Source organism: Paraburkholderia sp. MM6662-R1, assembly GCF_050436245.1.
GTDB classification, from domain to species: Bacteria; Pseudomonadota; Gammaproteobacteria; order Burkholderiales; family Burkholderiaceae; genus Paraburkholderia; species Paraburkholderia tuberum.
On record NZ_JBNDLV010000004.1, the window covers coordinates 1,577,310 to 1,603,998 of the forward strand.

A 26,689-nucleotide genomic window follows, 5' to 3' on the forward strand; every position below is an offset into this window, starting at 1 on the left:
TTGATTACCGATCGCGGACTGGCCCCGACCAGCCTGTACACGCGTCGGCAGCCGCGATCGCCAACCAAAAAATCTCTGCTTTATGGAAAGCTTCGCATAAGGCCGATGAAGGACCGTCCGTCTTTCACAATCGAACGTACGGAAGCAGAGGCGGATTCAACGTCCGAATGGTCGCCCCCTTGGCCGCGGAAGCGAAAAGTTCGCATATTGACTGCTGCCCTGCCAAAGGCACTCGCCATGACAAAGTCCTGGCACCATTGCACGACTGCCCAAAAGGCACCCTCCTTCGAAATGTTCGCACCGTGTTGCCGCTTTTCTAGCACCGTTATGGGGCGTTTTAAGCAAAGACTAAAGAAGTTCTTCAACCGGTCGATAGCTTGATCAGGGGCTCTTCCCGCCGTGGGATCTAAACCAGAGGTCCGACGTTCCCTGCACGGAGAAACTCAGTGAAACGCCTGGCTTGCCGCACGTGGGACGAAAACTTTGCGATAGAGCGACCACGCCCATGAAACGCAACCTGTTCTTCCGGTTTCTCGGACGTCTCCGCGTCGGCCGAAAGCTGCTGCTGATTTATCTGCTCGACTTGAGCGCAGTCCTTTACATCAGCGGCATCCTGATCCGCGAAAAGTACATCGCAATTGACTTCTCCGACAAGGAGCTGATCGGGAATGCCTACGTCGCGGCCGTGCATGACGCGCTTATCGACTTCGCACTCGCGGGGGCTGGGCAGCCGCAGACTGCGGTCCAATTGAAGAGCACTGCTAGCAGACTCGACGACGCAGAGCGCCGCTTTGGCGCGAACATGCAAAGCGCAGTTATTAACGAACGGGTCCGCGATGCACTCGAAGCAAGTTCGGCGCCGCATGCGAGCGCATCGACGGTGGACCTCGGCCTCGACGCGACGCGCGCACTGGTGACCCGGGTCGGTAACCAGTCGAACCTGATTCTGGATCCGGACCTGGACAGCTACTATTCAATGTCACTGTCGATTCTGCGCTACCCGGAGCTGCTCGGCGACGTCAACCGGATCGGCCGCCACCTGCACGATGCCGGCGCGAACCCTCACGCCGCATCGATGAGCCACGATGAGATGCGTACCCGCTACCTCGTGCTGGAGGGACAGCTCGACGCAGTATTGCAGGGGCTGCGCTCGGACTATGCGGAAGCTTCGGCCGCGAACGGCACACTGACCGGCACGATTGGACCGTCGGTCGAACGCATGCTCGCCGCCGTCGAAACGTATCGCCGCATGGCTGGAGCCGCAGTTGACGCTGGCGCGGATGCGGCCGCGCTGAACCGGCTCGATTCCGCACAGCAGCGCCTGGTAACGAGCGTAAGCGACGCGTGGAGTAACACCGGCAGCCAGCTCGAAAGTCTTCTGCATAAGCGCGTGCGCGGCCTCTTTGAGCGAATGTGGCTGCACCTTGGAACGGCATTCTTTCTGCTATGCGCGATCCTGAGCATGGTGTACTTCGTCGCGCAGCAGATTTCCCGCCCCTTGCGCCAGCTGGCGCGCGTGATGGATACCGTGCGCCGCACAGGAGACCACTCGCTGCGCGCCAGGTGGCATAGTCAGGACGAGATCGGCCAGCTCGTGAGCGGCTTCAACGACATGCTCGCGCAGCTTGACCGCGAGCGCGTCGTGCAGAAGGAGCTTGCCGCGACAGCGCGTGCGTCGGCCGCGCAATACGCTCTTGTAGAGGCGACTCCAGTGCCGATGGTCGTCACGTCAATCCCGGGGCATGAGATCCTGCACGCAAACCGGCCAGCGCTTGCCTGGCTCAACGGCTGCACGGTAGACCCCTGGGGCTTCGGTCTCGACTCGGAGGTACGCGCGCGGTTTTTCCAGCAACTCTCGGACCGAGATGCCGTAGACGAATTCGAGGTGCGCTGGAAGGCCGGCAGCGAACCTACGTGGGCCATGCTGTCGGCGCGACGCCTCGACTTCCAGGGGCGCGACGCAGTATTGACTGCATTCACTCCAATCAACCAGATCAAGCTGATGGAGCAACGCCTCGAATTGTGGGGCAAGGTGTTCGAGGCATCATCCGAGGCGATTCTGATTCTGGATGAGCAACGACGGCTCGTCACTGCCAATGCATCGTTCTATCGAGCGACTGGATATTGCGCTGACGACGTGGCGGGCAAGAAGCCTGCTTTCCTCTTTGGAACGCAGGAGCAAGATGACATTTTTCCGGCCGTCATCGATTCTGTCGATCGCCTCAGCGGGTGGCATGGCGAAGCGCAGGTGCGAAGGCGGGCCGGCAACGACTATCCGGCATGGCTAATGGTGAGCGCGGTGCGCGACCGGCGGGCGAACCTGTCGCACTATATCTGCACGTTGATCGACATCACGGACCGCAAGAAGAGCGAGGCGCGCATTCAGTTCCTAGCCGAACACGACGTGCTAACGGAACTGCCGAACCGCGAGCTGTTCACCAAGCGCCTTGGCGTCGCACTCGGCAATGCGCGCCACTCCGGCCAACGCGTCGGCGTGCTTTTCATTGATCTGGACCGGTTCAAGAACATCAATGATTCGCTTGGCCATCACATCGGCGACAACCTGTTGCGCTCGGTCGCGCGGCGCCTTCTGCAAGCCGTGCGCAGCAATGACACCGTCAGCCGCCTCGGTGGCGATGAGTTCACGGTAATCCTCAACGGTGTCAGCAATGTGGCGGATGTTACCCGTGCGATCGAGGATCGTCTGTTGCCGCTCGTTCGTCAGCCGCATGAACTAGGCGGCGCCGCATTGCCGGTGTCATGCAGTGTCGGCGTGGCACTTTTCCCGGACGATGGCGAGGACATCGATACCCTGATGCAGAACGCCGACGCCGCGATGTACCAGGCGAAGGCCGCGGGACGTAACCTCGTCAAGTTCTTCGCACCTGATATGGCCGAACGCGCGCGCTACCGGTTGACGCTCGAAGCGTGCCTGCGCACGGCGATCACCAGGCAGGAGTTCCGGCTCGCGTACCAGCCGTGTGTCGATGCCCGCACGGGCGAACCGGTTGCCGTTGAGGGGCTCTTGCGCTGGAACAGCCCGCAGATCGGCACGGTGTCGCCTGCGCAGTTTATTCCGGTCGCCGAAGACACACGACTCATCATTCCGATCGGTGCCTGGGTAATCGACGAAGCATGCCGACAGGTCGCCGCGTGGGACGCTGGCGGGCTGATGCATTTGCGCGTCTCGATCAACGTGTCCGCGATCCAGCTGCGCGATCCAGACTTGATAAGCTCGCTCGCAGACAGTCTCGAGCGGTACCGCGTGGCTCCCGATCGGCTCGAACTCGAGATCACTGAGACGGTGTTGATGGACAACGCGGAGAACTATCTCACCACGATCCAGGCGATCCGCAAGCTTGGAGTCAAGCTATCCCTCGACGATTTCGGTATCGGTTACTCAAGCCTCAGCTATCTGAACCGATTTCCGCTTGATCGCCTCAAGATCGACCGCGCGTTCGTGCAAGACATGCTCGATGCGCCGGCCGACCTCGCAATTATTCGGGCAATCATCGAGCTCGGCCACGAACTGGGCCTCCGAGTGGTCGCCGAAGGAGTCGAGAGCGAGCATCAGGCTCAGATCCTGCGAAACATTGGTTGCGACGAACTGCAAGGTTTCCTCTTCTCGAAAGCATTGTCGCCTACCGAATTGCGGTCCTGGAGTAGCGTACGCAAGGTGGCTTGAGCGCCGCAGTAGCTTTCTTCGCGCGATAGTATTCTCCGGGGCTGGAGCGGCCACGCGTGATCACAACTGGCTGCACTCGGACCCTCAAGCGACCTCCGAAAAACCTCGACCAACGGCGGAAATTAACGGGCGGATATACGGCCATCGAGCGAGGTGTCGATCGTGTCGGTTGCCATCCGCCGGTGCGCACGGCGCTTCGGGTGCTGGCTTTCATCGCGTTTTGCAACATATTGAATCTGGCCTACACGAGCGCGATGGGTGTGCACGCGGTGTATGCCGATCCGTGGCCGGCGGATATGCCGAGTTGGCTTGCTAACAACCGTTAGGCGAACAGTGCCCGCCATCGTCAAACGCCACAGCGGATAACCGATGACGCATTGCAAGCCGCATCGCTTCGCCGACGTCGAGTATCGTGTAGAAGACGAAATCGCTATCGTCACGATGAGCCATCCGCCAGTCAACGGATTAGGTCTGGGAATCCGTCGCGGACTCGTTGCCGCGTTTGAAGCGGCCCGGTGCGACGTGCGGGTTCGCGCGATCGTACTCAATGGCAGTGGACGCGGCTTTTCCGCGGGAGGTGATATTCGCGAGTTCGGCACTTCCGCTGCCACAGCTTCGCCGGCATTGTCGCTGCACGTTCATCCGGTGATCGAGGCGAGCGACAAGCCGGTTTTTCAAGTCGCGCCGGGACGGCTCCGCTCGATAAGCACCAGCTGATTTGCTACTACGCGGAAAGTTGCTTGCGCAGATCGCCTTTTCGCACCTTTCCCGAAGGCGTGCGCGGCAGCTCTGCAACGATGCAAAGTTGCTCGGGCGTCTTTTGCTTCGCCACGCCCGCGCCGGCAAAGTGGGTCTGGACTGCGATCAGGTCGAGCGACGTGCGTTCGTGCAAGACGACGATCGCACAGACTCTTTCTCCATATCGTGCGTCTGGCTGCGCCACGACGGCGACATCGCGCACGGCCGGGTGAGTGGCAAGTACTCGCTCTACTTCGAGCGACGATATATTTTCTCCTCCGCGAATCACGATGTCCTTCTTTCGGTCCGTGATGGTCAGGCAACCGTCTTCGTCGAGACGGCCGATATCGCCGGTCCGGAACCATCCGTCGTGAGTGAACGCGGCCGCATTGAGCGCCGGGTCGGTGTAGCCGACAAACAGCTCCGGTCCTTTGATCAGAATCTCGCCGTCGCGTCCGGCAGGCAGGTCGCTGTCCAACTCGTCGACAACGCGCACCTGCGAGCCGGGTTGAATGCGACCGTCCGTGCAGGCCCGGATATCAAAAGGCGAATCGGCCCAGCCGACACTCACTGTCGATTGCTCGGTCAGCCCGTACGCGCGGGTTCCCGCGAAGCCGGCCCGATCGGCCATGGCGACGTGCTCCGGCGTGACACCCGTGCCGCCCAGACTGTAAGAAGCGAGGGACGCCAGGCTGCGCCCGTCGCGGCGGGCGGCTTCGAGGAGCCCCTGGAGATGAAACGGTGTGCCGCCCGAAAGGCGCACGCGATACTCATCGACCAGTCGCGCGGCAAGCGAGGCGTCCCATCGGTCCATGAACACCATCTCGGTGCCTGTAATGAATGGACGCAACAGGAAATTGAAGCCTGCAATATGGCCAGCAGGGAAGGGCGTGAGATACGGCCCAGGCCCGTCGATGAACGGAATCTGCCACTCTGCGCCTACTGTGCGATGAGAGTGCTGCACGCCTTTGGGCGAAGCTGTCGTTCCTGACGTGTACAGCAGCAGGCAAATGTCTTCCGACGTTGGCGGGTCGGCAGGGCGGTGTTCATGCGTTGTCGCGGCGAGTCGTTGCAGCGCGCCAAACGTGATGCCGTTCGAGGGCGCCCGATCGCCAACGACGATCACGCGCTCGAGGTCGGGCGTGTCGCCGAGCGCGGCGACACGCTCCAGGTAGTCGGTTCGGGACCAGAAACCGGGCACGCACAGAACGCGGGCGCGGGATTGTCGAAGGATGAAGCCGACTTCGGCGGGACCGTAGATGTGTACGATCGGCACGAGTACCGCACCGATCTCCAGTGCAGCCAGATACAGAAGCGCAGTCTCGCGCTGTGTGGGAAGTTGTATCGCGATCACATCGCCTCGACGCAGACCGAGGGCTGTGAGTGCCTTGCCAATCTCTTGCGCGTCGTGCAGCAGGGACTCGGTGGTGCAAGTGTAGGCGCCGGCCTGGGTATGAAAATGGAGTGGCGTCGCGCCGTGCTTTGCGACGGCGCGCGCAATCAGGGCCGCAAGAGGCAAACCGCTCGACCACGGCGCAGTTTTCGATTCGCGCAGATTGGAATTCATGCTAGCAAGGCTCGCAAGAGACTCACCAGCGCGAGTGGCTGGTCAAGCATCATGTGATGGCCTGCGCGTGGCATCGTGATGGGACCCTTCGCGCCGGGAATCGCAGCTACGATGCGGCGCGCGCGATCGGCGCTGACCACGCTGCTGCACTCGGCGTGAACGTAGCTGACCGGAACCGCGATGCGGGTCAGCAGGTCTTCTTCGCCTTCGACCGGCTGGAGATTCCGCAACTTCGGGTCGAAGCGCCATACCCAGCCGTCGGCGGTTTGACGAAGTGATGTCCGCGCGAGATGCTCGAGCAGCCACGGCTCGCAATCTTGTTCCGGGATGAGTCGAAAGCGACTGAGTGCAGTATGCCAGTCCGGATAGGGGCGGGGCGGCGGGCGTCGTTCCACTGCAGGCAAGGTTTCGCCGCGTAGCATGAAATACGAATCGAGCACGACTGCATGCGAGAGACGATCGGGAAAGGTCGCGCACGCCTGGAGCAGACGCGATCCGCCGAAACTGTGGCCCACCGCGACGCACGGTCCAGAGCCGATTGCATCCACGACAGCGACGAGGTCGCGCACGAAAACGTCGGCGCTGTATTCCTGCCTGTAGGCGCTGTCGCCCATGCCGCGGAAATCCAGAGCAAAGACGCGAAAGCGATCGGTAAAGAAGGGCGCAATGAAGTCCCACCAGTGCGTGTGCCCGAGAAAACCGTGTGCGAAGACAAGTGGCGGCTTACCGGTGTCTGCGGCGTTCCACGAGACATAATGGACAGTCACCCCGCCGCCTTCGGTGAAGTGAGATCGACGCGGCTGGACCATGGCGTGATCGAACCATGAGGGGACACGATCATTCATTGCGGATTTTCCATTACTTGAGGCTTGCACACGCGGTCCACCGACCAGCTATACGAGTACGATGTGCTGTCGATTCGCATCGATCCAGTCCACCATCGGGGTGAGCTGGACACCACGTTTGGAAAGCGAATCGATATCGACGCGGTACCCGACCGCGTTGATCCATTCTTGTGCATTCACCCATCCGGGTGCGAGACCCTTTGCTCGGGCTTCATCCGGTGACACGTGCGAAACGTTGATCTGTGCGCCCAGAACGTTGTTCAGGCGATTCGCAACTTCAGACATCGTGAGCTTTTCCGACGCCAGCGGCACGGTCTCACCGTGCCAGCGTTGCGGATCGTTTAGCGCGCTGGCCGCGAGCGCGCCCACGTCGTCGGCGGCAATCCAGTCGAGTCGGGCGTCGGGTAGCAACGCGCTGAGCAACAAGCCTTCGCGCAGGTGCGGAAACATCGCGCCCGCTTTCGGCTCAGCGAGATTGTCCATCATGAATGCAGGCTGCAAGACCGTCCACGATTCGAAACCCGCGGCGCGAACGGCCTCTTCCACTTCCCATTTGTCCGTCCAGTATTTTCGGTTCCAACGTTTCTCACTCCAGCCAGGAAACGTCTCATGATTGCCGGCCTGCGCCACGGAGGTGTGAACGAACTGCGGGACCTCCGCGTTGCGCGCTGCGTTGACGAGCGCAAAACCCTGGCGGCGCTCCCTGTCGCTGCGATCAAAATCAGTCAGGAGAACGGAGAAGACGGAACCGACGCCCTCCATCGCTTTTGCGAGCAAGTCGCGGTCGTCCAGATCTCCCCGTAGCGCCTGCGCATCCATGTCGACGAGTGCCCGCGCAGCCGGCGAGTCTGGATTTCGTGTCAGGAAGCGTACCTTGCGTCCAGCCGCAAGAAGATGGCGAGCCGCGGCGCCTCCTTGTGCGCCAGTGGCGCCGATGACGAGTACCGCGGCGGATGAATCGATCATGACTTGTCCCGAGGTCGAATGTAGACGTTGGCCAGGCGTGTCACGCCTTGGCGGCTTGCGCGCGATGCCGCTAACCCTGTGACAGCCATTGCAGGCTCGCGGCCTGGTTGTTCACAAGCGTATCGTTCCGATATTAGCGCGATGTTCATAACGCCGCGAGCAAAGGATGCCAGTGATCGATGCTTCAGAGTTGCCAGGCCAAAGGGCAAGGCGAATGGCGCGAGGCGCAAAGACGAAGCTTCGTCTTTGCGCCTGACACCACGATCAATGCTGCGGGCGCAGCGTTTGAACGAGGCCGCCTTCATGTGCAACGATCACCTCGGATCCCGGCTGATAAACCCCGGCAATTTCGTCTGCGCGCAGGCGGTTGCCCTGGAGGCCGCGCAGATAACTCGTGTCGTCGAGTCGCAACACATGTTCACCATGCGCGTCGCGCACGACGATCTGGTCCGATGCCATCGACGTCAGCGTGCCCACATAGGGCAGGCGGGGCTCAAACGGGAAACTTCCGCCGTGCGGCAGGATGCGCGTGTCGAGTGACAGACGAAAACGGTCCGAATGATTGCTGAGACCAGAGTGCGGCGTGCGTCGGCTCATCAACAGGACGTCGCCCAAGCGGTAGTTCGTGCGGCGCCATGCGTCTTCTGGCACGCTCGCGAGATCGATGGGAACGATCTTGTCGCCGTCCTTCCTGTGCAGGCACGGGAGCTTATGCAACCCTTCCGCGATGGCCAATCCGCCGACTTGCGCATCGATATCGCTGAGCGGAATCCAGCAGATGATGAAATCGAGGCGGTCGCTGTAGATCGCATCTTCATGAATGAAGTCGAACCGTGTGCGGCTTTTGTCGATAGCGGGCGGCGACGTGCGGTATTCGGTGAAAGGTACCCAATAAAGCGGTACGCCGAAGAGCCGCTGAAAGAATGCACGAACTGCGGGGTCTTCCATCACGGTGCGTGCCGCACGCTGCTCGTTCATCGCCTTCACGGGAAAAAAGCTGAAATTTTCGCGGTCTTTGCCAGTCCATCGCACGTCTCGGTCGTTGCGGTCCACGAAGCCGTTGCTGTCGAGGTGATCGACAAGCAGACCGCGCATGCGCTCCAGCGGCTCGTGGTCGAGAACGTCGCGAAAGAACAGGTAGCCGTCTTCGTTCCAGCGTTCTTGCAACTCGGCGTGATTGTCGAGAAGGTCATTGGAAACGTTGAATTCGCGCATCGTCGGCACGATATCCACGCCTGGTGTGCTCATAAATTGTCTCCTTTGGTCGCGGGGGCGCTCTGATGTCGGCTCACAGCAATCCGCGTTCTTCCGAAGTGCGGGTCGTGGTGTCGATGCCAAGTTCCCGCAGTGTCTCCAGAACGGCCGTGGTAGCGGAGGCGACGGCTGGAAACCCGGCATACGGAAGCGCCTGAATCAGCACCCCTTCGAGTTCGCGTGCGCTCAGACCGTTGCGCACGGCAATGCGGACGTGGTTCTTCAGTTCGAGCGTCTGCCGGCTCGCGATGAGAATGCCCAGCGTGACGAGGCTGCGCTGCTTGCGCTCGAGTTTGTCGTCGCCCCAGACATCCGCGAACGCGTAGTTGATGGCAAGGCGTGAAATGTCGGATCCGAAGCCGGTGGACTCGCTTGCGGCCCGTAAGCCGGCTGCCTTGTCTTCACCCATGATTTCGCCGAATACCTTTAAACCATAGGCAAGTTTTTCTTCGAGGCTCTTCACTTGTGTCTCCTGTTTAACCGCGGCGGCGCGGCTATTGATAGCGGATGCGACTCACCCGAGCCGCCGTGGTCGGTATTCGTATTGTAGAACGACATTCTAAAATGTATGTTGAACGGTGCTGGACGTCAAGATAGTGCGCACCCGATATGACCAGGGTTCGTCCGTAGTGCACCGCAACGGGACAAAGGCAATATGCTGGGGACACCCGATATCAAAGCCATATCACGTCATGGAATTGCGGCATCTCAGACACTTCGTTGCGGTCGCGGAGACCCAGCACTTTGGCCGTGCGGCTGCGCGCCTGGGCATGGCGCAGCCGCCGCTCAGCCAGTCGATCATGCGGCTGGAGGAGCAGCTCGGTATCAAGCTGCTCGAACGTACACCGCGAGGCGTTTCGCTCACAGCCGCCGGAGCCGCGTTGCTCGCGGAAGCGAAGCCGCTGATCGCGCAAGCGGAGTTGGCCGAACGGCGCGTGCGGCAAGCCGCCGACGAACTGGCGAGCCTGAGCGTAGCGTTCGTGCCGATGTGTGCACTGCGAATCATGCCGCTAGCCATTCAGGGGCTTCGCAAGCAATGGCCGGGCGTTGACGTTCGGTTGATCGAGCGCGGCAGTGCTTTGACCGTCGCCAGCGTGAAAAACGGCAGCATCGACCTGGGCGTGGTAGTCACCAGTTCGGCGGACGTCTCCGGTTTGGAAAGCGTGGTCATCGAGCGTCTGCGTGTGGTGGCCGCGGTTCCGGCGAAGTGGCCCGTGGCGGCGCAGCCTTCAATTCGTATCGCGGATCTCGCGCGATACCCGCTCATCATGTTCCCTCAGCAGATGTCGCAGCCGCTGTTCGCTGCGTTCGAGACAGCGCGCCGCGAGGCGGGGCTGTCGCCGCGGGTGACCCAGCAAGCGCGCCATCCATACACGATGCTCAACCTCGTGTCTCATGAACTGGGCATCGGTCTGATGCTGGATTCGGCGCGATACCTGCCCGTGGAGGGTGTCGCCTTCGTCGACATCGAGGATGTTCCGGCTTCAGGCGAAACTGAGGTGTCGCTGGTGTGGGCCGATAGACCTCACAAGCCCTACCACCGTTCGATGCTCGACATCATGCGCGATATCGCGTCGCCGACGGCGGGGTGATACGCGCAATCGCACTGCTCGACAGCTTCGTCCATGCTGCTCCTTCCGTCATCCGCTTCTCGTTCATCTTGACACGCCAAAGTGGTGTGTTTATCTTTGCGAATGACGTTCAGAAAATAACCCGCTCGCGCGGCGAGCCAAAGGAGGAGCAATGAGCACGAATGTGGCGAGTCTTTTCAATCTCGATCAGAAAGTGGCGGTGGTAACAGGGGCAGGCTCAGGCATCGGCCGCGAGACGGCTTTGCTGCTGGCGTCGGCCGGCGCGGCGGTGGTCGCGGCGGACCTGAATGAGGAAGCGGCGCAGCAGACGGCCAGCCAAATCGAAAGTGCGTCTGGCAAGGCTATCGCGATCAAAGTGGACATCAGCGATGAATCGTCGATTCTTGCGATGTACGAAACGGTGCAGGCCAAACTTGGGCGCCTCGACATTCTCGTGAACAACGCGGGCATCTATCCGAAGACGAGATTCGTCGAGACGTCGGTAGAAAAGTGGGACAAGGTGCTCGGCATCAACTTGCGCGGCACCTTCCTCTGCATGCGCGAAGCGATCAAGCGAATGCAAGGTGCCAAAAACGGCGGTTCCATTATCAATATTTCGTCGGTGGCTTCGCTGCAGCCGGTGATTTTCGACAACGGTGACTACGGCGCGTCGAAGGCGGGCGTCAACAACCTCACCAAGGTGGCAGCGCTCGAATTCGCAGCAGACGGAATTCGCGTGAACGCAGTGCTGCCCGGCGGCGTGGCAACCGAGGGCGCGGCCGCATCGACGAAGGTTCATCAGGCTCACGGGCCGATCACCCAACCTGGCCGCATGCCGCTGGGCCGCATCGGCGTTGCCTCCGATATCGCCAGGGCAGTGTTGTTTTTCGCGTCGCCGGCATCGGACTACGTCACCGGTCAGCTTCTCGCTGTCGACGGCGGCTTCCAGGTCTCCTGATCACTCGTCTGCGTGTCATGTTCGAATCGCCAAGCTGCGTCGAGAACGCGGCTTAGCGCTGCCATTCCCTTTCCCCGATTGATTGCCGACCCGTTCGCACACACGTCCATGTGTGCCGCGGGCGCTCGCGCATGCGCGTCGGTCTGTGCCTTGTCGGGTAGTGAAAACACCGACGCCATTAATTGAACGACTTGTTGCATAACCATATTCCATGGCCTAGGATGTCCATCAAGAGGCGCCACGCAAGCGCCCGAGAGCATAAGCCTGATCGGAGACATGCGATGTACTTTCTCGACAGCGATTTACGTGGTCCTCTTGCAGACTATACGTACGACTATCGTCGCCAGCGCGCTGAAAAGGGCGCTCCGTCGTCGGACGAATCGGCTCGCGCAAAACAATCGAATTGGGCGGCGCGCGTGTTGGGCGCAGTGGCGCCTCGTGCTCTGGGCAAGCTGCGGACGGAGGGCCGGGCGCGATGAAAACGCTGACTCGCGAGAGCGCTCGGGAAGCGCGTAGAGTATGGCTCCCACTCATTCTCCTGTCGATTTCGGCGGCGGCAGTCTGGCTGCTGCAACGCGATCTGCGCATGGAAGAGCTAGGCCGGTCCGCACTCTTCGACATCGTGATGATGTTTGCCGTGCTCGGGGCGACGGCATTGGCGGGCATGATCGGATGTGCGATTGCGAGCCGTGCGCGAGCGCAGGAAGCCGATTTGTCGACAGGCGAGGGTTGTTGCTTCATTGGCGCCGTGATCGGTGCGGTCGTCTTTTTTGTCGCCATGACTATCTAACGGTAGAAGCCATGAATGAAGAACTGAGCGCGCGCGTCGAAGCACTGTTGGATAAGCAGGACATACTCGAATGCGTACACTGCTATTGCCGCGGGGTCGATCGCATGGACCGGAAGTTGACGCTGTCGGCGTACCATCCGGACGCAATCGACGACCACGGCGCATTCGTCGGGGATGCAGAGGAATTCGTCGACTGGGCCTTTGCGTATCATACCGAGCATCAGTTGTCGCACCACCATATGGTGTTCAATCACAGCGTCGAATTGCAGGGCGACGAGGCGCACGGGGAGACGTACTGGCTTTTCTTCGGAGAAAATCGCGTCAAGCCAGACACGCTAGCGGTGGGGCGCTATATCGACCGCTTCGAAAAGCGTGATGGCGTGTGGGCGATTGCCGCCCGTGTCTGCATCTCCGAAGCGATCAACGAACTGACCCCTGCGGAAGTGCCTACTGCGTGGCGAGAAATCCTGATGGGCAATGGCGTCAGTGCACGAAATCGTGAAGACGTCTCTTACGAACGGCCTTTAAAGACGCGCCAACCCAGCGAGGTTTAAGGCCAGACGCAAGCCGGCAACGACGCTTGCCACGGATACCAGCATCGATTTGCCATGAAAGCCAACGTCGGCAGCAAGCCGACGTTGGCATTCAGCTATTGGGTAATGGAGCAATCGTGCTGTGACCGACAATCGACAGAAACTCGCGGCGGGTGGAAGGATCGTCACGGAATGCGCCCAGCATTCGGCTCGTCACCAGCGATGCGCCGGGCTTGTGCACGCCTCGCGTACTCATGCACTGATGCGCAGCTTCGAGAATGACAGCGACTCCCTTCGGCTGCAGCACGGTGTTCAGCGCATCGGCGATCTGAACGGTCATCTTCTCCTGAATCTGTAGGCGCTTGGCATAGACATCGACGAGGCGGGCGAGTTTGGAGATGCCGACCACGCGATGCTCGGGCAAGTAGGCAACGTGCGCACGTCCGATGATAGGCACCATATGGTGTTCGCAGTAGCTCTCGAAACGGATGTCCTTTAGCACCACCATCTCGTCGTAGCCATCCACTTCGGAAAACGTGGTGGCGAGAATCTGCATCGGATCGGAGTCATAGCCCGAGAAGAACTCGCGGTATGCGCGCGCGACGCGTGCAGGTGTTTGAATGAGACCTTCCCTTTCGGGATCGTCACCGGCCCATCGGATCAGCGTGCGCACGGCTTGTTCCGCCTCGTCCGGCGTGGGGCGAATCGACACTTCCTCAGCGCCAATCTGATTGTCTCGCTTGTTCATCAACTCTCCTGATCATTCATGCCTCGTGCAATCGCATCGGCGTCCGCGAGTGCGGCACACGAGTGTCGGCGATGTGGAGGAAGTGTATATAATTGCACAGTGTTCGTAAATACAAACTACCGGCGCATCTTACACGCGGCGTTCGACCCATTGCCGGTCGAAAGATCAGGTTGCACTTACACAGGGATCAGCACATGAAAACGCGCATTACAGAGCTGCTTGGGATTCGATACCCCATTGTTCAAGGGGGCATGATGTGGGTGGGTCGCGCTGAACTTGCCGCCGCCGTCTCGAACGCCGGTGCGCTCGGCACCATCACTGCTCTGACGCAGCCCACGCCCGAGGCGCTGCGCAACGAGATCGCTCGGGTTCGCTCAATGACGGATCAGCCGTTCGCCGTCAACCTGACCATTCTGCCGACCATCAAGCCAGTGCCGTACGACGAGTACGTGCAAGCGGTCGTGGAGAACGGTGTGAAGATCGTCGAGACGGCGGGAGGCAATCCCGAGCCATATATGCCCGCATTCAAGGCTGCGGGAATCAAGGTCATCCACAAGTGCACGTCGGTGCGTCACGCGCTGAAAGCGGAGGCGTTGGGCTGCGACGCCGTGAGCGTGGACGGATTCGAGTGCGCCGGACATCCGGGCGAGGACGACGTGCCCAATCTGATCCTGTTGCCGGCCGCGGCCGCGAAACTGCATATTCCGATGCTTGCGTCAGGCGGCATTGCCGATGCGCGCGGCATGGTCGCCGCGCTCGCGCTCGGCGCGGATGGGATCAATATGGGTACGCGCTTCATGGCAACGCGGGAGGCGCCGATTCACGAGAACGTCAAGCGCAGGCTCGTAGAGCATGACGAGCGCAATACGGCGTTGATCTTCCGCACGCTGAAGAACACGTCGCGTATCTTCAGGAATTCGGTAGCGGAGCAGGTGTTGGAACTCGAGCAAAAAGAGGGTGTGACGTTTGCGGATCTCAAGCCGCTGGTGAGTGGTGAGCGCGGTAACGCGAGTGTACGAGACGGGTGACACCGAAGACGGAACGTTTCCGGCTGGCCTCGCAATCGGGCTTATCGAGGATATTCCCACCTGCGCGGAACTCGTGAGTCGGATGGTCGGCGAGGCGCGCGCACTCATTCATGGCCGGCTGGCCGCGCTTGTAGAAGAGAGCTGAGTCCGCAACAAGACGGCCGTCGAACAAGGCCGCCCGCGCCCTCGGTTTTAGCGGGCGTGGCAGCCGATGCATGCATGACGATCGCAATCAGGCCTGCGAAGTCGGACGACGTTGTTCGTCGAGTCGTTCGAGATGCGCCAGCAGCGACCGGGATGCCGCTGGCCAGAGCCTTTCGGGAACATCGGTATAAGCAAGACGCAGCCAGTCGTCGATCGAACCGGTCGGCAGTGTCAGCAAATCGCCATCGAGCAATTCCGGTGTCGTGTTTAACAATGAGAATGGCGTTCAGAAATTAGCGCAATTTTTGTTTTCTGTCCACGTTGTTGTGCGATGCGCAAGGCTGCGATCGTGCCGGACATTGCGCGCGTCATTCGCGCCAGATTGCGTGTGTGCTATCAGGCCTTCCTCGTGGGTGACAACGGATAGACGTGGTTGGGATTTCGCGTTATTCTGGTTCAGAAATATGATCGACGTTCAATTATTGGTTGAACTTGGCCCGCAACATTTCCAGGTATCGGAAGGCGATGCGAGCGCTCGCGGGACATGACTTGCCAGATAACAACAGGACGACTCAGATGGATGCAGGTACGGCTTCGCACGACGCCCTGATGGATGTGCCGTTTCGCCCGATTCGCGTCGGCAGCATGGATGCCATCGTCGAGCGAAGGCCAGACGGAAGCGTTGTGTATGAACTGAAGGAACCGCTCCAGGCGTATCCGATCCGCTTGACGGAGCGGCTCGAACACTGGGCGAGCGTCACGCCCGAGCGCGCGTTGCTCGCGCGGCGGACGTCGGACGGCAAGTCATGGGAGTCTCTGACCTACCGCCAGGCGTTCGACGGTGCGCGTGCGCTGGGGCAGGCGCTGCTCGATCGAGGATTGTCGCCGTCTCGTCCGTTGATGATTCTTTCCGATCGAAGCTTTGAACACGCGCTCTTCGCGCTCGCCGCATTGCACGTCGGGATTCCCTATATCCCGGTGACACCCGCGTATTCGCTGTTATCGCAGGACTTTTCGAAGCTCAGGCAACTCGCGGCGGTATGCACGCCCGGCCTCGTCTTCGCGGAGGACGGCGCGCAGTATGGCCGTGCATTGCGTGAGGTGTTCGGCGACGTGGAATGTGTCGTCGTCGGTCCGTTGCCGGAGGGTCGTGGCGGTTCGCGCGTCGCGGAGTGGCTGAAGACGCCGGTTACAGCCGACGTCGACAAGGCGTTCAAGGCAGTCGGCCCGGATACGGTGGGCAAGATCATGTTTACTTCGGGAACGACAGGCGCACCGAAAGGCGTGATCTACCCGCAGCGCATGTTGTGCAGCAATCGACAGCAAGTCGCCCAGGTGTTCGCGTTTCTTCAGGACGGGCCATCGGATCTCGTCGACTGGCTGCCTTGGCATCACACTTTTGGCGGCACGCATAACTTCGGCATGGTGCTGTACGGCGGGGGGACTTACTACCTGGACCCAGGCAAGCCAACGCCGGAGGAAATTGGCCCGACGGTGCAGGCATTGCGTGAAATCGCGCCGGCGGTCTACCTCAATACGCCGCAAGGGTTGGCTTCGCTCATTCCGCATCTGCAGGCGGACAAGGCACTGCGCGAGAAATTCTTTAGCAAACTCGCGCTCATCTACTACGGCGGCGCAAGTCTGCCGAAATACATCTGGGCTCAACTCGACGAGCTCGCGGTGCGTACCATCGGCCAGCGTGTGCTCATCATGTCGGGCATCGGCAGCACGGAAGCAGGCCCAACGCCGCTATCGGCGGCCTGGGATCCGCGACGGGAAGCGATTGCGGGGTTGCCCGTGCCCGGCGTCAAAGTGAAGGTGGCGCCGGTCGGCGCGAAGCTGGAAATCCGTTTCCTCGGCGACTGTGTGACGCCCGGCTATTGGAAAGATCCCGAGCGCACCGCCGCCGCGTTCGACGAGGAAGGCTATTTCCGCTCCGGTGACGCAGCAACGTTCATCGACCCGCAGCGCCTCGAACTGGGACTGCGCTTCGACGGACGCATTGCGGAAAATTTCAAGCTGTCCTCGGGCACCTGGGTCAACGTCGCCGAGTTGCGACTGTACGCGCTGAACGTGTTGGGCCCGTATGCGCGGGATATCGTGATTGCCGGGCACGACCGCGACTACCTGAGCGCGCTCGTCTTCCCTGACATCGAAGCGTGCCGTGCGCTTTGCGACGACCTTCACGATCCGACGCCGGGCGTCGACCAGATCATCAACAGCCGCGGCGTGCGCGCGTTCTTCCAGACCGGACTCGACCAGCTCGCCGCGCGGCCTGGCGGCAGCTCTACGCGCATTGCGCGCATCGTGCTCGAAAGCGAGCAGCCGACGCTCGATAACGGCGAGTTGAGTGCAAAGAGCGCAATCAGCCAACGCAATGTGCTCGAGCGACGGCGCGATGTCGTGGACGAGCTTTATTGCGTGCCGCCCACGCCGCGCACATTGGTCGGCAACGCTGGCGCAGCAGCGGGCGCAGATCGAGGCGCGCGCCGCGGTTCAACGTACTGAAAACGCTGGAAGCTAAACCATGGATTTTCGCGTAGATCCCGCGGACATCGCGTTCCGCAAAGAAGTTCGTGCGTTCCTCAACGAGCATTTGCCTGCCGACCTGGCCTTTCGCGGGCAGCAGGGCTTTCTGGCAGGTGACGACGATTCACAGCGCTGGACTCGCATCTTGCACGAAACGCGCGGCTGGTCAGTGCCGCATTGGCCGGTTGCTGACGGCGGCACGGGGTGGACCGCGATGCAGCGTTACATCTTCGAGGAAGAATGCTATCTGGCAGGCGCACCGATACAGAATCAGGCGGGCGTGTCGCTCGTCGGACCCGTGATTTGCGAGTTCGGCAACGAAGAGCAGAAGCGCCGCTTTCTTCCTCCTATCCAGCGTGGTGAAGTGTTCTGGGTACAGGGTTTTTCAGAGCCGGGCTCGGGTTCCGATCTTGCATCGCTACGTACGACGGCGGTTCGCGATGGAGACCACTACATCGTCAATGGACAGAAGATCTGGACCAGCTTCGGCGCCTACGGTCAATGGAATTTCGTGCTGGTCCGCACGGATAGCGAAGCGAAGCCACAAAAGGGCATTTCCTTCCTGCTGCTCGACATGTCGTCGCCGGGCGTTACCGTACGGCCGATCGCGTCGCTCGATGGCTGCCATCACCTGGCGGAAGTCTTCTACGACAACGTGCGTGTGCCCGCTGAAAACCTTATCGGCGAGGTCAACAAGGGGTGGGGATACACCAAGTTTCTGCTGTTTAACGAGCGGGCGTTTCTTGGCGCTGAAGCGCCTGCCCTCAAGCGCTATCTGCGCAAGATCCGGCACTACGCCTCGCGCGAACGGATGGCCGGCAAGCCATTGATCCAGGATCCGACGTTTGCGGCACGTTTGGCGCAGCACGAATTGGAGGTTCGCGCTATCGACATGGCGGTGCAGAAAATCCTGCATCAAGGGATCGACGAGCGCAGTGGCGGTATGGCGATCGGATCCATGCTCAAAGTGCGCGGATCTGAACTCCATCAGAAGCTCACGGAGATGCTGCTTGAGGTGATCGGCGATTACGGCGCCGTGTTCTATCCCGATCCGAATGAAGAGCGAGAGCTGCGCGAGGCCCGGTTCATCGGACCTGAATACGCGCCAGGCCTGGCGGCAGAGGTCTTCTATCGACGGGCTTGCTCGATCTATGGCGGGACGGCCGAAATTCAGCGAAACATCATCGCCAAAGCACTGTTCGATCTTTGACGCCGTATCGAGTCACGACGGTCTTCGATCCCCGAGACGTGGGATCGCATCAATTGCCGGCATAAAGAGGGTGCAGCATGGACTTCGAGTTGAGCGACGAACAGCGGATGTTGCAGGAAAGCGCGCAACGTTTCTTGCAAAAGAGTTATACGTTCGAACATCGCCGCAATCTTGCTTCGCAAGGAGGCGGATTTTCGCGCGAGACGTGGCATACGTTCGGCGAAATGGGTTGGCTCGGTGTCGCGGTGCCGGATGAATTGGGCGGGCTCGGTTTCTCGTCAGTCGAAAGCGCCATCGTGGCCGAGCAGATCGGGCGCGCGCTGGTGCTGGAACCATACGTGATGTGTGGTGTGTTTCCTGCGTCGCTTGTCACGCGCTGCGGGCGAGACGGGCAGCGCGAGGCGATACTTGGCGAGATCGTTTCGGGCGAGACTGTCTACGCAGTCGCGCACAGTGAACGTGAAGCGCGGGGTCAGGTGCATTACGTGACGGCCGCCGCGAAGAAGACAGAGGACGGGTCTTGGCGGCTGGACGGCTATAAGACGCTCGTGGTTGGAGCGCCCGTTGCAGACCGTCTGCTTGTTGTCGCGCGCGCGGCGGGTGCAGCCGATGCCACGGACGGCATCGGGGTTTTCGTCGTCGATCCGAAGCAGGCAGGCGTGACGCTGAAGACTTGCGCGTTGCTCGACGGCACGCCATCTGCCGACTTGCTGCTCGATGGTGTGATCGTCGCGGAATCGAATGTTCTGGGTGAGGCTGGGCGAGCGTTCGAAGGACTGCAGGCCGCCGTTGACGAAGCGGTCGTTGCGATCTGTGCCGAACTGGTGGGCGATATGGAAGACGCTATCGAGCTCGCGGCGGAGTACTTGAAAACGCGCAAGCAGTTCGGGGTGGCGATTGGCAGCTTCCAGGCGCTGCAACACCGGATGGCCGACATGGCGATCGAAGCGATGCAGGCGCGCGCAACACTGCACCGTGCGTTGCTCTCTATCAGCGAGGACAGGGAGAACCGGAGCGTCGAAATCTCGGGCTGCAAGGCACAGACCACTCGTGGCGCGAAGTTCGTCACGCAACAGGGTATCCAGTTGCACGGTGGCTACGGCATCACGGATGAATACAAGGTGGGCCATCACTATCGCCGTCATCTGGTGCTCGACGCATTGTTCGGCAACGCGGACTATCACCTGAATCGCTACGCACGCCAGATTCAGCACGAGGCAATGGTCGCGGCGGCGTGAACCCTTTCGAGGCATTGCCATGAACGCAAAAGCAACCGATCTGCTCGGCGTGCAGAGTGACGGAACGGTTCTCACGTTGACACTGAACCGGCCCGCGGCCCGCAACGCACTGAACCTCGCATTGACCGAAGCGCTGGTCGACGCATTGCATCGTTTCGAAGCGGACCAAAGTCTGCGCGTCCTTATCGTGACGGGCGCCGATCCGGCCTTTTGTGCTGGGCTCGACCTGAATGATTTTTCCGTGCCCGATGCGCCGCGCCCGCGGGTCGCGGACATGATCGATATGTGGCCACGCATCACCAAGCCGGTAATCGCGGCGGTCAACGGCGCTGCCGTTACAGGCGGGCTGGAACTTGCAATGGGGTGCGATTTCATCATCGCGTCCGAGCGTGCGCGCTTTGCCGACACGCACACGAAAATCGGCGCGCTCGCGGGGGGCGGCATGACCGCGAGGTTGCCGTATATCGTGGGTCCGCGGTGGGCGAAGCAGTTCAGCTTGACGAGCGATCCGATTGACGCGGCCACCGCGTTGCGCATCGGCCTCGTGAACGAGGTGGTCAGCCACGAGCAACTGATGGAGCGGGCAGCGTCACTAGCGAAGACGATTGCGAGCCGCCGACCCGAGCTCGTCGCGACGGTCAAGCGCGTGATCGATCAGGGTGCGCTAGCTTCGCTGGAAGAGGCGTTGCGGATCGAGAAGGCGGCATTGGCGCAAAGAAAGCAAAGCGGCGGCATGGCGTGGCAGGTGGGGAAATAATCGCTTGCCCGAGCGAAGCGCGCGACGCGAGGGCTTTCATCGACAAGCCTCCATTTTTGTGGAGTACGTATGCCCTCATCGCTTTTTGACCTCACGGACAAGGTCGCAATCGTCACCGGATCGAGTCGCGGCATTGGCTATGCCAGTGCGCTCGGCATTCGTCACCCGTTACTTTGCGGCGGTCTTGGGCCGCGCGTGTCCCACGCACGGTATGTCGCGGCAGTCGTCAACGCAGGCGGCGAGATCTACAAGACGAAAGATGCGCTGGTGCAGGAGAAGCTGGAACTCGTCTGGTACACGTGGGCGACGCGTTATAAGGATGGCAGCATCGACTTCGGGCACTTCACGCTCGGTAACGACATGTTCGGCTTCGCGATTCTCGGCAACGAGAAGGGCGAGGTGCGCTTTACCTATGACGTGACGGGCACCATCGATTTCGGCGCGAATGGGTATTGGCAGGAAGGCATCCGTTACTCAGCGTTCGGCGAAGAGTGGGAGTTCATGCCCGATCCGCGCGGGCGTCTGGTCGGTCTCGGGACGCTCAGGAATCCGCAGGTGGACGGCCGCTGGCGGCGCGTGGGCGACGCGCGCGAGCCTGACGTGTGGTTCGCATGGGGCGAAGCCGCCCCGGAGCATGGCAGCCGCCCCATCAACCGGCTCCCGGGGCTTGGCACGCGTGTCGGCGTGAACTTCCGCAAATACTGAACTTCGGCGCGCGTATGCGCAAAGGGCGACGCCGAAGCCGAGCGTCGCCCGGCCGGCATTTCCGCCGGTCACTTCACGTACTTGCGAAACTCCGGCTTGCGCTTTTCGCGGAACGCATTGCCGCCTTCCTTCGATTCGTCGGTGTCGTAGTACATCGCAAGCGCCTGCATCGCGAACGCGCCGATGCCGCGGATGTTCTCGGTATCGATATTGAACGAGCGCTTGGCGAGCGCAATAGCGGTAGGGCTCATCTGCAGAATCTCGTCGCACCACTTCTTCGTTTCGGCGTCGAGTTGTTCCGCGGGCACGACGGCGTTGATGAGACCCCAGTCGAGCGCCTGTTTCGCGCTGTATTTGCGGCACAGGTACCAGATTTCGCGCGCGCGCTTCTCACCGACGATGCGCGCGAGGTAGGCGGTGCCGAAGCCCGGATCGACCGACCCGACCTTCGGGCCGACCTGACCGAAGACCGCGGTCTCGGCAGCGATGGCGAGATCGCAGAGCGTCACCAGCACGTTGCCGCCGCCGATTGCATAGCCGTTCACGCGTGCGATCACGGGCTTCGGAATGTCGCGGATGATGCTTTGCAGTTCCTCGATCGGCAGACCGACGGTGCCGCGCCCGTTGTAGCCGTCGCCGGACTGGTCGCCGCCCGTGCAGAACGCCTTGTCGCCGGCGCCCGTGAGCACCACGACGCCGATATCCTTGTTCCATCCCGCGGCGGCGAAGGCCTTGATGAGCTCCTCGACGGTGTTGGCGCTGAATGCGTTGTACACCTTCGGGCGATTGATGGTGATCGTCGCGACCCCGTCCGCCTCCTGATAGCCGATGTCCTTGAATTCCATGTCGTATTCCAATGTTGTTGATTGATTGCGTTCGCGGAGCCGTTTATCCAGCCATCGTCAGACCGCCCGACACGCTGATGACCTGACCGCTGATGAACGCGGCGTCGTCACTCGCGAGAAAGGCCACCACGCCCGGGATGTCGCCAGGTTCGCCCATGCGGCCGAACGGCACGGCCTTCACGAGGGCGGCCTTGATGCGCTCGCCATTCTCGCCCTGCGCGAGGTTGTCGAGAAGCGGGGTCGCGGTCGGGCCGGGGCAAACGACGTTGACGGGAATCATCTGGCGGGCCATTTCGCGTGCCATCGTCTTCGTGAAGGCGATGAGGCCGCCTTTGCAGAACGAGTACACCGCTTCCATCGAGGAGCCCACGCGTCCCGCATCCGACGAGATATTGACGACGCGGCCACGGCCACGTTCGGCCATCCGTCGCAGCACGGCATGGTGCATGTTCAGCGGTCCGTACAGATTGATCGCCACCACTTTGTCCCAGAACGGTTTCTCGGTTTGCAGGAAGAACGCACCCATGTCCCAGCCGGCGTTGTTCACGAGAACCTCGATCGGTCCCAGTTCTTCCTCGACTCTCGCCACCGCAGCATGCACACCTTCGTGATCCGTGATGTCGACGCGGTAGGCTCGCGCCTTGCCGCCCGCCGCCTCGATTTCCGCCGCGACACGCACGGCGCCTTCTTCGTTCAGGTCGAACAGCGCGACGGTCGAACCTTCGTCGCCGAATCGTCTGCTGATGGCGGTTCCGATCCCACCTGCCGCGCCAGTGACGACGACGACCTTCTCCTTGAGCCCCTTCATTGATTCCCTCCGTGATGTGCGAGGCGCTGCCGCGCCAGTTAATCCTTGCTCAGCGCTTCCGATACGGCTTCGCCCCTTCCTGTGGCCAGGGCGAGGAGCGCGCTCGCTTCGTCCGCGCTATATCCCGCTTCGACCAGAACCTGGATGCTGTGCTCGCCGAGATTCGGCGGCAGATAGCGAACGTTGCCGGGCGACTCGGAGAAGTGCACCGGTATCGAGGTCATGACCATGTCGCCTTCGGTCGGGTGCTCGAAGCGCTGGAAGAACCCGGTCTCCTTGATGTACGCGTCGTGCATCAGGTCTTTCAGGTCGCGCACGGGACCGTGCGGCACGTCCGCCGAGGCGAAGATCACATTCCATTCCGCAGTCGTCTTGTTGCGGATGGCGTCGCCGACGATGCGATACAGCTCGCTGATGTTGCGCATACGCTCGGCCATGTGCTGGAAGCGCGGGTCGTCGAGCAGATGCGCTGCACCGATTGCGCACAGCACGCGGCGCCATTGCTCGTTATTCACGGCGAGCAGGCAGATATGCCCGTCTTTTGTCGCGTAGGGCCGGCGGTGCGGCGAGAACATGCGCGGATAGCCCAGGCCGGTTCCGTCATTGGAGCCCAGCGCACCTTCCCAAAGATGCTCGAACAGATTGAATTGCAGCATCGTTTCGAACATCGGCACATGGACGAGCTGGCCGACACCGGTCCGCTCGCGGTGATAGAGCGCCATGCCGATTGACGACGCCAGCACGTAGCCGCAGAACTTGTCGACGATCACGGTGGGGAAGTATCGCGGCGAGCCGTCCGCGTCGCGGTTCATCGCGGCAATGCCGGTTTCACCCTGAATCACGTCGTCGAAAGCGGGGCGGTCCTTGTAGGGTCCGTCGATTCGATAGCCGGCACCCGACGCGTACACGATGCGTGGGTTGCGCGCCCGCACGGTTTCATAGTCGATGCCGAGGCGCTCGGCGGCACTCGGGCGCATGCTGTGCACGATGACGTCGGCGGTCTCGACGAGCTTGAGCAGCGCTTCGCGGCATTCGGCCTGCTTCAGGTTCAGGATCACGCTGCGCTTGTTGCGGTTCATGATCGTATAGAACACTGCCATGTCGGGATTGCGGCCAGGGCCATTCTTGCGGTTCTGGTCGCCTTCGGGCGGTTCGATCTTGATGACGTCCGCGCCCATGTCGCCGAGTAGCTGCGTGGCGACCGGACCGAGCACGTTGATGGTCAGGTCGATCACGCGGACACCGGCTAACGGGCCGGTCGCCGGTTCGAGGGGTTGTTGGGGATTTTCCATGCTCAGGCCTTGTAGTCCTTGCCTTTAACGAGTCTGAGCGGCGTGTACACCATCACTTCCGTGCCGTCCTGCCTGATCACGCGGTTACGGGTGCGCACCAGCCCAAGTCCGGGGCGCCCCTTGCTAGGCCTGCATTCGATCACCTCGCATTCCACGTGAATCGTGTCGCCCACATAGGTCGGGCCTTTGATGTCGAGCTCCATGTTGAGGAACGCGAAGCCGACGCCCTGCATGGTGGCCTGCGTGAGCAGCCCTTCCATCAACGTGAAGACCAGCGCGCCCGGCGCGACGCGTCCCTTGATGGCCGACTGCTCGCGAAGAAACTCGGTGTTGGTGAACAGAACTTCCAGCATGCCTGTCACCGAAACAAAATTCACGACATCCGTTTCGGTCACCGTGCGGCCCACGGTCTTGAACTTGCGTCCAATGGGCAGGTCCTCCCAGTGAATTCCCAGACCAACCGTTTCGATTTCTTCCATTGCCTGTCCTCTGTCGTTGTCGGCTCGGCTGTTAGCTGAGCTGTCGTTGTCAGTTCTTCTTGATGCGGCCTAGCACGCTGTCCGCGACGATGTTGCGTTGGATCTGGTTGGTGCCTTCGATGATCTGCACCACCTTCGCGTCGCGGAAATAACGGTTGATCGGGTACTCGTTGGAGATGCCTGCGGCGCCGAACAGCTGCACGGCATCGGTCGCGACCTTCATGGCGACATCCGACGCGAACATCTTCGCCATCGCCGCCATTGGGGCGAGTTCACGGCCGCTAACGCCCGCATCGACGAGCGACGCCGTGCGATAGACGAGTTGGCGCGCGGCCTCGGTCTGGGTGACCATGTCAGCGATCATCCAGCGCACACCCTGAAAGTTGCTGATGCTCTGGCCGAATGCAACGCGGTCCTGAATGAATTTGACGGTGTGATCGATCGCGCCCTGCGCGATGCCAACCGCGCGCGCGGCCACGATGGGGCGGCTCGTGTTGAGCGCCTCCATTGCCACCTTGAACCCCTGGCCGCCTTCCGGCCCGAGACGGTCTTCCGCGCGGATGAAGGCATCGTCGAAATAAAGGGGGCACGACGCCACGCCGCGCGCGCCCATCTTGTCTTCTTCGTTGCCGATCGTCAGGCCCGGCGTGTTGCGATCGACGATGAAAAGATTGATCCCGAGCGCCTGTCCTTCCTCGTCGAGCGTCCTGGCGGCGACGAGAATGAAGTCGGCGATATGCGAATTCGTGCACCAGATCTTTGAGCCGTTGAGCACATAGCCGCCGTTCTTGCGGCGCGCTGTCGTGCGAATGCCCGAAACGTCGGAGCCGCTTTGTGCTTCGGTAATGGAGAGAGCACCGCGTAAGTCACCGGAGGCGAGCCCCGGCAGAAGGCGGGCCTTCTGCTCTTCCGTGCCGCCTTCAAGAATGGCTCCGAACGGTGTCCATTGCACGACCAGCAGATAGCCCGTGTTGTAGCAAACCCGCCCGAACTCCTCGACCGCGATGCACGCCGACATCACGCTGCCGGCACCGCCATACGCTTCAGGAAACGGCAACGTGAAGAGGCCGAGTTCCTTGAGCAGTGCGTACATGTCGTGCGGATACCCGGCCGTACGGTCGATCTCGTCGGCCCGCGGCGCCACGCGCTCCCGTGCGACGCGACGGATGAGGTCGCGGATCTGAAGCTGGTCGTCTGTTAGTTCGTATGTCACTTCGAGCTCTCTTGCTAACGGTTTTTTCGGGCCGGCCCTGCGGATTCGTCTCCGGAGTAGGGATACGTCGCCCCCGCCGACCACTTCCTGATCACATTCGAAGTCTTCACTTTTATGAACGATGTTCGATAAATTAAACGAAGGGCCGGGTGATCGTCAAGCGCTGAAACCGGCTCCCGCGGGTTTGTCCGAGGTGCGTCGGGAATTTGGTCGGGATGTAGTTTCAGCCTTGCGCGGCGGGGCACGGCAGGGCTTTCCCGCCGTTGACAGCGCGCTCCCAGTGCGTTTAAGATTTGGAACAGTGTTCGGTTATTTGTTCCATTTTGGCCCGACAGAACGGCTCGATTCGGCGCGAGCCCATGGCAAAACAATTTGGAGGAGCGGGGAATGGACTCTCTTTGTCCTGAAGTCGATTATCAGAAATTCCTGGCCGAGGGCCGCTTGATGATCCAGCGCAGCCGCGGCACCGGCCGCTATGTCTTCTACCCGCGGGTGGCTGAGCCGGTTACCGGGATGCGCGATCTGGAGTGGGTCGAAGCCTGCGGGAAGGGTACGGTTTATTCCACTACCGTGGTGCGCCAGAAATCGCCCACGCCCAGCTACAACGTCGCAGTGATCGATCTGGAAGAAGGTGTGCGCATGCTGAGTTGTGTGGAGGGCATCGAGCCGGAGGCCGTGCGCATTGGCATGCCGGTGCAGGCGAAGATCGTGTACCGAGGGGAAGCGGCATTGCTTGTGTTCGAACCAGCCTGACGCCCGCTAACCCGCAGCCGGCCGTCAACAGCC

Annotated in this window: 25 protein-coding genes and 1 pseudogene; 14 read left to right on the forward strand and 12 right to left on the reverse strand. The window is 61.2% G+C overall.

Annotation, left to right across the window (positions count from 1 at the left end; translation table 11 throughout):
* Positions 1-505: 505 nt before the first annotated feature.
* Genes OKW39_RS37150 through OKW39_RS37160 form a run of 3 tightly spaced genes read left to right on the forward strand, consistent with a single transcriptional unit; the run spans position 506 to position 4,402 of the window.
* Positions 506-3,685 (forward strand): bifunctional diguanylate cyclase/phosphodiesterase, encoded by a 3,180-nt coding sequence (locus OKW39_RS37150; protein ID WP_429564892.1) that lies wholly within the window; start codon positions 506-508, stop codon positions 3,683-3,685.
* A gap of 56 nt (positions 3,686-3,741) precedes the next feature.
* A complete protein-coding gene (locus OKW39_RS37155) occupies positions 3,742-4,011 on the forward strand; it encodes a hypothetical protein (RefSeq protein ID WP_429564893.1) in 270 nt (89 codons plus the stop codon).
* Positions 4,012-4,054: 43 nt separating this feature from the next.
* On the forward strand, positions 4,055-4,402 hold the full coding sequence (locus OKW39_RS37160; protein WP_429564894.1) for an enoyl-CoA hydratase/isomerase family protein: 348 nt from the start codon (positions 4,055-4,057) through the stop codon (positions 4,400-4,402).
* Between the two features lie 7 nt (positions 4,403-4,409).
* Here the strand turns inward: OKW39_RS37160 and OKW39_RS37165 are convergent, their stop codons facing one another.
* From OKW39_RS37165 to OKW39_RS37185, 5 genes are all read right to left on the reverse strand, one after another.
* Positions 4,410-5,990 (reverse strand): AMP-binding protein, encoded by a 1,581-nt coding sequence (locus tag OKW39_RS37165; RefSeq protein ID WP_429564895.1) that lies wholly within the window; start codon positions 5,988-5,990, stop codon positions 4,410-4,412.
* Positions 5,987-6,835, reverse strand: a complete 849-nt coding sequence (locus OKW39_RS37170) for an alpha/beta fold hydrolase (RefSeq protein WP_429564896.1) — start codon at positions 6,833-6,835, stop codon at positions 5,987-5,989. Before OKW39_RS37170 ends, OKW39_RS37165 begins: the two co-directional genes overlap by 4 nt.
* 48 nt (positions 6,836-6,883) lie before the next feature.
* Positions 6,884-7,801: an NmrA family NAD(P)-binding protein gene (locus OKW39_RS37175; RefSeq protein ID WP_429564897.1), complete on the reverse strand. Its 918-nt coding sequence runs from the start codon at positions 7,799-7,801 to the stop codon at positions 6,884-6,886.
* Positions 7,802-8,065: 264 nt separating this feature from the next.
* Positions 8,066-9,139: a phytanoyl-CoA dioxygenase family protein gene (locus OKW39_RS37180; RefSeq protein ID WP_244144845.1), complete on the reverse strand. Its 1,074-nt coding sequence runs from the start codon at positions 9,137-9,139 to the stop codon at positions 8,066-8,068.
* Positions 9,090-9,518 carry a carboxymuconolactone decarboxylase family protein gene (locus tag OKW39_RS37185; RefSeq protein WP_008917662.1) on the reverse strand — a complete coding sequence of 143 codons (429 nt, stop codon included), beginning with the start codon at positions 9,516-9,518 and terminating at the stop codon, positions 9,090-9,092. The genes OKW39_RS37180 and OKW39_RS37185 overlap by 50 nt, the downstream gene beginning before the upstream one ends.
* A gap of 229 nt (positions 9,519-9,747) precedes the next feature.
* Here OKW39_RS37185 and OKW39_RS37190 point away from each other — a divergent pair, with 229 nt between their 5' ends.
* The 4 genes from OKW39_RS37190 to OKW39_RS37205 all read left to right on the forward strand — a co-directional run bounded on the left by OKW39_RS37190 (position 9,748) and on the right by OKW39_RS37205 (position 12,928).
* Positions 9,748-10,647 (forward strand): LysR family transcriptional regulator, encoded by a 900-nt coding sequence (locus OKW39_RS37190; RefSeq protein ID WP_429564898.1) that lies wholly within the window; start codon positions 9,748-9,750, stop codon positions 10,645-10,647.
* Between the two features lie 151 nt (positions 10,648-10,798).
* On the forward strand, positions 10,799-11,584 hold the full coding sequence (locus tag OKW39_RS37195) for an SDR family NAD(P)-dependent oxidoreductase (RefSeq protein ID WP_429564899.1): 786 nt from the start codon (positions 10,799-10,801) through the stop codon (positions 11,582-11,584).
* Positions 11,585-12,059: 475 nt separating this feature from the next.
* Positions 12,060-12,374 carry a hypothetical protein gene (locus OKW39_RS37200; protein ID WP_090808732.1) on the forward strand — a complete coding sequence of 105 codons (315 nt, stop codon included), beginning with the start codon at positions 12,060-12,062 and terminating at the stop codon, positions 12,372-12,374.
* Positions 12,375-12,385: 11 nt separating this feature from the next.
* Complete coding sequence (locus OKW39_RS37205) at positions 12,386-12,928, forward strand: nuclear transport factor 2 family protein (RefSeq protein ID WP_429564900.1); 543 nt, start codon at positions 12,386-12,388, stop codon at positions 12,926-12,928.
* A 91-nt stretch (positions 12,929-13,019) separates the two neighbouring features.
* On the opposite strand, the gene folE is transcribed toward OKW39_RS37205, so the two are convergent.
* Entirely contained in the window at positions 13,020-13,655 is a 636-nt protein-coding gene (gene folE / locus OKW39_RS37210; protein WP_187611726.1) for a GTP cyclohydrolase I FolE, read from the reverse strand.
* Positions 13,656-13,849: 194 nt separating this feature from the next.
* On the opposite strand from folE, the pseudogene OKW39_RS37215 reads away from it, so the two are divergent.
* Positions 13,850-14,828 (forward strand): annotated as a pseudogene (locus OKW39_RS37215) (NAD(P)H-dependent flavin oxidoreductase).
* 87 nt (positions 14,829-14,915) lie between these two features.
* Here the strand turns inward: OKW39_RS37215 and OKW39_RS37220 are convergent.
* Entirely contained in the window at positions 14,916-15,080 is a 165-nt protein-coding gene (locus tag OKW39_RS37220; RefSeq protein WP_244168806.1) for a hypothetical protein, read from the reverse strand.
* Positions 15,081-15,403: 323 nt separating this feature from the next.
* On the opposite strand from OKW39_RS37220, the gene OKW39_RS37225 reads away from it, so the two are divergent.
* The 5 genes from OKW39_RS37225 to OKW39_RS37245 all read left to right on the forward strand — a co-directional run bounded on the left by OKW39_RS37225 (position 15,404) and on the right by OKW39_RS37245 (position 21,266).
* Positions 15,404-17,335, forward strand: coding sequence for an AMP-binding protein (locus OKW39_RS37225; RefSeq protein WP_429564901.1), 1,932 nt, complete (start codon positions 15,404-15,406; stop codon positions 17,333-17,335).
* Positions 17,336-17,354: 19 nt separating this feature from the next.
* Positions 17,355-18,566 carry an acyl-CoA dehydrogenase family protein gene (locus OKW39_RS37230; protein WP_429564902.1) on the forward strand — a complete coding sequence of 404 codons (1,212 nt, stop codon included), beginning with the start codon at positions 17,355-17,357 and terminating at the stop codon, positions 18,564-18,566.
* Positions 18,567-18,643: 77 nt separating this feature from the next.
* The gene (locus tag OKW39_RS37235; protein ID WP_429564903.1) at positions 18,644-19,804 is read left to right on the forward strand and encodes an acyl-CoA dehydrogenase family protein; all 1,161 of its coding nucleotides are present in this window, start codon (positions 18,644-18,646) and stop codon (positions 19,802-19,804) included.
* Between the two features lie 19 nt (positions 19,805-19,823).
* Positions 19,824-20,561, forward strand: coding sequence for an enoyl-CoA hydratase (locus OKW39_RS37240; RefSeq protein WP_429564904.1), 738 nt, complete (start codon positions 19,824-19,826; stop codon positions 20,559-20,561).
* Between the two features lie 69 nt (positions 20,562-20,630).
* Entirely contained in the window at positions 20,631-21,266 is a 636-nt protein-coding gene (locus tag OKW39_RS37245; protein ID WP_429564905.1) for a hypothetical protein, read from the forward strand.
* Between the two features lie 68 nt (positions 21,267-21,334).
* Here OKW39_RS37245 and OKW39_RS37250 read toward each other — a convergent pair whose 3' ends face one another.
* The 5 genes from OKW39_RS37250 to OKW39_RS37270 are packed head-to-tail and all read right to left on the reverse strand — an operon-like array spanning position 21,335 to position 25,903.
* Positions 21,335-22,111: an enoyl-CoA hydratase-related protein gene (locus OKW39_RS37250; protein ID WP_429493317.1), complete on the reverse strand. Its 777-nt coding sequence runs from the start codon at positions 22,109-22,111 to the stop codon at positions 21,335-21,337.
* A 43-nt stretch (positions 22,112-22,154) separates the two neighbouring features.
* Complete coding sequence (locus OKW39_RS37255; RefSeq protein WP_429564906.1) at positions 22,155-22,919, reverse strand: glucose 1-dehydrogenase; 765 nt, start codon at positions 22,917-22,919, stop codon at positions 22,155-22,157.
* A gap of 38 nt (positions 22,920-22,957) precedes the next feature.
* Positions 22,958-24,211 (reverse strand): CaiB/BaiF CoA transferase family protein, encoded by a 1,254-nt coding sequence (locus OKW39_RS37260; protein ID WP_429564907.1) that lies wholly within the window; start codon positions 24,209-24,211, stop codon positions 22,958-22,960.
* Positions 24,212-24,213: 2 nt separating this feature from the next.
* Entirely contained in the window at positions 24,214-24,690 is a 477-nt protein-coding gene (locus tag OKW39_RS37265) for a MaoC family dehydratase (protein ID WP_429334462.1), read from the reverse strand.
* A 49-nt stretch (positions 24,691-24,739) separates the two neighbouring features.
* Positions 24,740-25,903: an acyl-CoA dehydrogenase family protein gene (locus OKW39_RS37270; RefSeq protein ID WP_187611767.1), complete on the reverse strand. Its 1,164-nt coding sequence runs from the start codon at positions 25,901-25,903 to the stop codon at positions 24,740-24,742.
* A gap of 387 nt (positions 25,904-26,290) precedes the next feature.
* Between OKW39_RS37270 and OKW39_RS37275 the strand changes: the two genes are divergently transcribed.
* The gene (locus tag OKW39_RS37275; protein ID WP_429564908.1) at positions 26,291-26,656 is read left to right on the forward strand and encodes a Zn-ribbon domain-containing OB-fold protein; all 366 of its coding nucleotides are present in this window, start codon (positions 26,291-26,293) and stop codon (positions 26,654-26,656) included.
* Positions 26,657-26,689: the final 33 nt, after the last annotated feature.